A 6,254-nucleotide genomic window follows, 5' to 3' on the forward strand; every position below is an offset into this window, starting at 1 on the left:
GCGAGCAGCATTCGCGAATCCTGGCGCGGGTTGCTTATCTGCTTGGTGACTAACAGGCCACTTTCCTGTGCTTCACGCACCATATAATCAGGCAAAAAACCCACACCTTCACCCAGAATTTGGCACTGGCATTTGGTATTAAAGTCCGGCACCAGAATCGCTTCCTGGCCGTGCAGGAGCCAGCCCACTTTTTTATTCAGCGTCAGTGCGGTGTCTTCCACCATGATATTCGGATACAGGCGCAACTGGCTTTCAGCAATCGGCTCCGGCATAAACGCCAGCGGGTGAGTCGGGGCGATGGCGAACTCCCAGCGGATCGCGCCAATTTCGGTGTAGTCGATACCGCCGCCATCCAACAGCGTATCTGGTGCGCCAATCGCGATATTAGCCTGGTTATTAATAATCGCGTCCCAGACGCCGTTGTACACCTCGGTGGTAATAGTAATCAGGCAGGTCGGGAACTGTTTTTTGAGAATTTGCAGCAGCTTTGCGGTGTGGCGTGGGGTGTAGAGTAACTGATTAATACAGATACGAACCTTGACCTCAATCCCTTGAGAAATGGTATCGACGCCGCGCTTGATGGCATGAAAGTCATTCAGCAACTCGGTGGCTTTGCGATAGAAATAGTACCCGGATTCGGTTAATTCGATGCTGCGCGTGTTACGCACAAACAGCACCACGTCCAGGTAAGTCTCGATTCTTTTAATGGTGTAACTGATGGCCGACGTGGTGACATCTAACTCTACGGCCGCCTTGCTAAAGCTTGAAAGCCGCGCTGCGGTGGTAAAGGCAAGCAGGTTCTCTTCGGTAAAAATGGAATTCATGTGCCGCTCCACTGTGTCCTTTTGGTGGATGACGCTGTGCTTATCCACCCTACAACAACCCATTTCGTAGATCGGATAAGCGAAGCGTCATCCGACACCCACCCAACTCTATTGTTGAATGTATTTGTAATCCTTATGATCCGCACCCCAGTCTTGAACCATATTTAACACTGCCGTTACAACTGATTTGAAGAGTATCACACTTCTTCAATCCCATTTTCCCCGCGTTTGGCAAGGCCTCGTGGCACGCTCGCCAGTGGGGACTAAAGCCATCAGAAACAGGTTTTATCATAGGTAAAAGATTGCGCTAACCCACATTTTTCTCACATTGTTGAGTTTAATTCAATAATGTTGTCATTAACGATGAATGATTTTTAAACGGATGTTAAAGCGACTTGAGTGTTGCTATTCTCAGTTCATCAGCAATAGCAAAGTATCGGAGTATGGATATGTCTCAGAAAGAACTGATTGCCGAATTTCTAAATGCCGCCGAACATGGCCAGCTGGAAAATATAAAACAATGTCTTAATGATGGGGTGGATATTAATGCCACAAACCGTCAGGGGCGCACCGCAATTACACTCGCCAGCTTGCATAAGAAATATGATTGCGTTGAGTATTTAATCTCAGCGGGTGCGGATGTTAATAAGCAAGACCAAACCTGTTTTAACCCCTTCCTGTTAAGTTGCCTGAATAATGACTTAACGTTGCTGCGTTTAATTTTACCGGCTAATCCAGACCTGAACTGTTTATCTCGCTTTGGTGGTGTGGGTATTACCCCGGCCAGTGAAAAAGGTCATGTTGAAATTGTCCGTGAATTAGTGACGCGCACTGAAATTAATGTCAACCACACTAACTTTGTTGGCTGGACACCGTTGCTCGAAGCCATTGTGCTGAATGACGGCGGTGCTAAACAGCAAGAGATCGTCAAGCTACTTCTTGAGCATGGCGCTAACCCGCACATGACCGATAAATACGGCAAATCCCCACTGACGCTGGCGCGTGAAAAAGGTTACCACGAGATTGCCGAACTGCTGGTGAAAGCCGGAGCATAAAACACAGGAGATGCACTATCGCAGGCTATATTCAGCGGCAGTGTTTCTTTGCTCAAACGGCAGATAGCGCGTTTCTAAACTCTGTTCTGACAAATGGATATGTTGAGCAGGTGTTCTCCAGGGCGGTGAATATTCACTTCCCAGAACAGCAACAGATGTTCACCTTGTTGAGCATCGATTGTGATAACGCGCCAAACAGCTGCCGTTTAGCACTTAAGCATTGCCAGCCTTTCTTCCAGCCCGGTGAACGGGTCAATTTTCACCGTAGTGGCATTGATATTGGCGACGATAAACGCATCGATTTATCACGCTGCACACGCTGGCAACCCGATGCACTTTATTTAAACCCACAACGAATACAGGAAATAGACTGGCAAACTGTTGCACAAATCATCCAGGCCAGTGTGAAACACAGTTCGTCGTTATTTTATTTTCGCAGCGATAATATTTTTTATCAGGAAATGAGCCGTTTACTGCAATTGCATCGGGCGAAACTTATTTTAGCGCTACAGGAAGGAAACTGTTCCGCGATTGAAAATGAAATGACCGCATTGCTGGGGTTGGGAGTTGGGTTGACGCCGTCCGGAGATGATTATCTCACGGGGTTAAGTGCGGTGTTATTTATTGACGGGCATCCGGCGCAACATTATCGCTCGCTATTTATTTCTGTATTAGCACGAAGAAAAAATAAAACAACATTGCTCAGTGTTATTACGCTGCGCGAAGCCATTGAACAACGTTTCCGTGAAAGTATTCACGAGTTTCTTTATCACGTAATTAATGGTGAGCAAAAACCTATTCAGCAGTTTATTAATGAAATTAAAAAAATAGGGTCAAGTTCAGGATGCGACATGCTTTGCGGCATGGCGGACGCCTTCGCGATGACCCGACCTGACGGAGGAAATCATGTCAACCAGGATTGTGATTAAAAAGAATACCTATTTTGATTCTGTCTCACTGATGTCTATTTCAACCAAAGCTAACCAGCTTGACGGGGTTGAACAGGCGTTTGTAGCGATGGCCACCGAGATGAACAAAGGGGTGCTGAAAAACCTCGGCTTGTTAAATGATGAACTGGAACAGGCCAAAAATGGCGACCTGATGATCGTTATCAAAGGGGCGAGCGATGCGGCGAACGTTGCCACGCTTGAAGCCATCGAAGAGTTGTTCACCCGCAAAGACAGCGGCGGTTCTCGTCACGAAGCACGCTATGCCACGATTGCCAGCGCACACAACAACGTCCCTGAAAGTAACCTCGCGGTAATTTCCGTCAACGGTGCATTTGCCGCCCGCGAAGCGCGCCAGGCACTGGAAAACAATCTCAACGTGATGCTGTTTTCCGATAACGTTTCTTTGGATGACGAACTGGCACTGAAACAACTCGCTCATAGCAAAGGGCTGCTGCTGATGGGGCCGGATTGCGGTACGGCGATTATCAACGGCGCAGCGTTGTGCTTTGGCAACGCGGTGCGCCGTGGCTCGATTGGTATTGTTGGCGCATCTGGTACCGGCAGCCAGGAATTAAGCGTGCGTATTCATGAGTTTGGCGGCGGTGTTTCCCAGCTTATTGGCACCGGCGGGCGTGACTTAAGCGAGAAAATCGGCGGCATCATGATGCTCGATGCGATAGGGATGCTGGAAGATGACGCGCAAACGGAAGTGATTGTGCTGGTCTCTAAGCCGCCTGCTGAATCCGTGGCGCGTAAAGTGCTGGAGCGGGCGAAAGCGTGCCGCAAGCCAGTAGTGGTCTGCTTCCTTGGCACCAAAGATGCCCGAGAAGATGAACCCGGTTTACAGTTTGCTCGCGCCACCAAAGAGGCGGCGCTGAAAGCCGTTCTGCTGACCGGTATCAAAAAAGAGTCACTCGATTTACATCCGCTCAACTGGCCGCTGATTGAAGAAGTGCGCGCACGCCTGAAGCCCGAGCAGAAATACATTCGTGCGCTGTTCTGCGGCGGCACCTTGTGCGACGAAGCGATGTTCGCGGCACTGGAAAAATACCCGGACGTTTACAGCAATATTCAGCCCAACCCGGAATATCGCCTTAAAGACGTGAATGTCAGCGTTGCTCACACCTTCCTCGATTTCGGCGATGACGATTTCACCAACGGCAAACCGCACCCGATGATTGACCCAACCAACCGCATCAGCCGCCTGTTGCAGGAAGCGCGTGACCCGCAGGTGGGCGTGATTGCGATGGATTTCGTGCTCGGTTACGGCTCGCATGAAAACCCGGTCGGCGTGATGCTCGATGCAATCAAAGAAGCGAAAGCCATTGCCGCACGCGACGGGCGGCATCTGGAAATTCTCGGCTACGTGCTGGGCACCGATTTAGATACCCCTTCGCTTGCACAGCAGTGCCAGATGCTGACCGATGCAGGTGTTATCTGGGCAAGCAGCAGCACCAACACCGGTCTGCTGGCGCGTGAGTTTGTCTGCAAGGAGAAAGCACAATGAGTCTGTTCAACCAACCGCTGAACGTGATTAACGTCGGCATTGCGATGTTTAGCGACGATTTGAAAAAGCAGAACGTCCCCGTCACGCAACTGGACTGGACACCGCCGGGGCAGGGCAATCTCGCCGTGGTGAAGGCGCTGGATGCTATTGCCGTGCCAGGGCTTGCGGAAAAAGTAGCGGCGGCCAACAAGCTGGCCGTTGAACGCATTATTCAGTCGCAGCCTGTTTTGGTCGGTTATGACCAGGCGATTAACGTCGTTCCCGGCATGACGCGCAACACCATTTTGCATGCCGGGCCGCCTGTCGCCTGGGAAGATATGTGTGGCGCGATGAAAGGCGCGGTTACTGGCGCACTGGTATTTGAAGGGCTGGCGGCAAACCTCGATGAAGCCGCGACACTCGCCGCTTCCGGTGAAATCATCTTCTCGCCTTGCCACGAACACGACTGCGTGGGCTCGATGGCGGGCGTGACGTCTGCCTCAATGTTTATGCACATCGTTGAGAACAAAACTTACGGCAATCGCGCGTATACCAACCTCAGCGAGCAGATGGCGAAGATCTTGCGCATGGGGGCCAACGACCAGAGCGTAATCGACCGTCTGAACTGGATGCGCGATGTACTTGGCCCAATGCTGCGTGATGCGATGAAGCTCGCCGGTGAAATCGACCTGCGTTTGATGCTGGCGCAAGCGCTGCATATGGGCGACGAGTGCCACAACCGCAACAACGCGGGCACCACGTTGCTGATTCAGGCGCTGACGCCGTGGATTATTCAAACCAACTTCACTGTGACGCAGCAAAAAGAGGTGTTCGATTTTGTCGCCAGCAGTGACTACTTCTCCGGCCCGACGTGGATGGCGATGTGCAAAGCTGCAATGGACGCGGCACACGGCATCGAATACAGCACCGTGGTCACCACCATGGCTCGTAACGGTTTTGAGTTTGGCCTGCGCGTCAGCGGCCTGCCTGGGCACTGGTTTACCGGCCCGGCACAGCAAGTGATCGGCCCGATGTTTGCCGGTTATAAGCCTGCCGATTCTGGCCTCGATATTGGCGACAGCGCAATTACTGAAACCTACGGCATTGGTGGATTTGCTATGGCAACGGCTCCGGCGATTGTCGCGCTGGTGGGTGGCACGGTGGACGAAGCCATCGATTTCTCGCGCCAGATGCGCGAGATAACGCTCGGTGAAAACCCTAATGTCACGATCCCATTGTTGTCGTTTATGGGTATCCCGACTGCCATTGATATTACGCGGGTGGGCGACAGCGGCATTCTGCCGGTGATCAACACCGCCATTGCCCACAAAGACGCGGGTATTGGCATGATTGGCGCCGGGATTGTGCATCCGCCGTTTGAATGTTTTGAGAAGGCTCTGCTCGCCTTTAGCGAGCGTTACTCTTTCTGAGGGAAACAGCGATGAAAAGCATAAAGCTGGAGTGGAAACGTGGTGACTGGGCAGCTTACTTCGGGTTAATGACCAACAACCTGACCAACTTGCTGACCATGATGGGGTTACTGATTTTTGTCGTCGGTATTCCTACTGAAATTGTTTATGGGCGTATTGCGCCAGCCTTCGGGATGGCGGTACTGGTCGCCAGCGTGTGTTATGCGTGGTTTGGTTTGCAACTGGCGAAGGAGACAGGGCGTAAAGACGTGACCGCGCTGCCTTCCGGGCCAAGTGCGCCGTCGATTTTTACCGTGACATTTTTGGTGCTGATGCCGGTCTATCAGCAAACCGGCGATGCCGAATTTGCCATTCAGATTGGCCTGGTGTGGTGCTTTGTTGAAGCGATGATTCTGGTGGGCGGTTCGTTCCTCGGCGAAACCATCCGCAAGATGATCCCGCGTACCGTGCTGCTGTCGTGTTTGTCGGGCTTAGGTTTGTTGCTGCTGGCCATGAACCCAATGCTGCAG

At 51.7% G+C, this 6,254-nt stretch carries 5 protein-coding genes and 1 pseudogene; 5 read left to right on the top strand and 1 reads right to left on the bottom strand.

The features are described 5' to 3' along the window. Window positions 1–824, bottom strand: an 824-nt coding sequence (locus tag MES37_RS22920; RefSeq protein WP_237932706.1) for a LysR substrate-binding domain-containing protein, incomplete at its 3' end; no start/stop codon positions are given. A 449-nt stretch (window positions 825–1,273) separates the two neighbouring features. On the opposite strand from MES37_RS22920, the gene MES37_RS22925 reads away from it, so the two are divergent. The 5 genes and pseudogenes from MES37_RS22925 to MES37_RS22945 all read left to right on the top strand — a co-directional run. Then, on the top strand, window positions 1,274–1,879 hold the full coding sequence (locus MES37_RS22925; protein ID WP_121814147.1) for an ankyrin repeat domain-containing protein: 606 nt from the start codon (window positions 1,274–1,276) through the stop codon (window positions 1,877–1,879). 125 nt (window positions 1,880–2,004) lie between these two features. After that, window positions 2,005–2,808: a DUF2877 domain-containing protein gene (locus MES37_RS22930; protein WP_237932707.1), complete on the top strand. Its 804-nt coding sequence runs from the start codon at window positions 2,005–2,007 to the stop codon at window positions 2,806–2,808. After that, window positions 2,786–4,336, top strand: a complete 1,551-nt coding sequence (gene fdrA, locus MES37_RS22935) for an acyl-CoA synthetase FdrA (RefSeq protein WP_237932708.1) — start codon at window positions 2,786–2,788, stop codon at window positions 4,334–4,336. Before MES37_RS22930 ends, fdrA begins: the two co-directional genes overlap by 23 nt. Beyond that, window positions 4,333–5,745 (top strand): DUF1116 domain-containing protein, encoded by a 1,413-nt coding sequence (locus tag MES37_RS22940; RefSeq protein ID WP_237932709.1) that lies wholly within the window; start codon window positions 4,333–4,335, stop codon window positions 5,743–5,745. Before fdrA ends, MES37_RS22940 begins: the two co-directional genes overlap by 4 nt. Window positions 5,746–5,756: 11 nt before the next feature. Further along, a pseudogene (locus MES37_RS22945) lies at window positions 5,757–6,254 on the top strand (xanthine permease); the annotation flags it as partial.

It is taken from the genome of Buttiauxella sp. S19-1 (assembly GCF_022134725.1).
GTDB classification, from domain to species: Bacteria; Pseudomonadota; Gammaproteobacteria; order Enterobacterales; family Enterobacteriaceae; genus Buttiauxella; species Buttiauxella ferragutiae.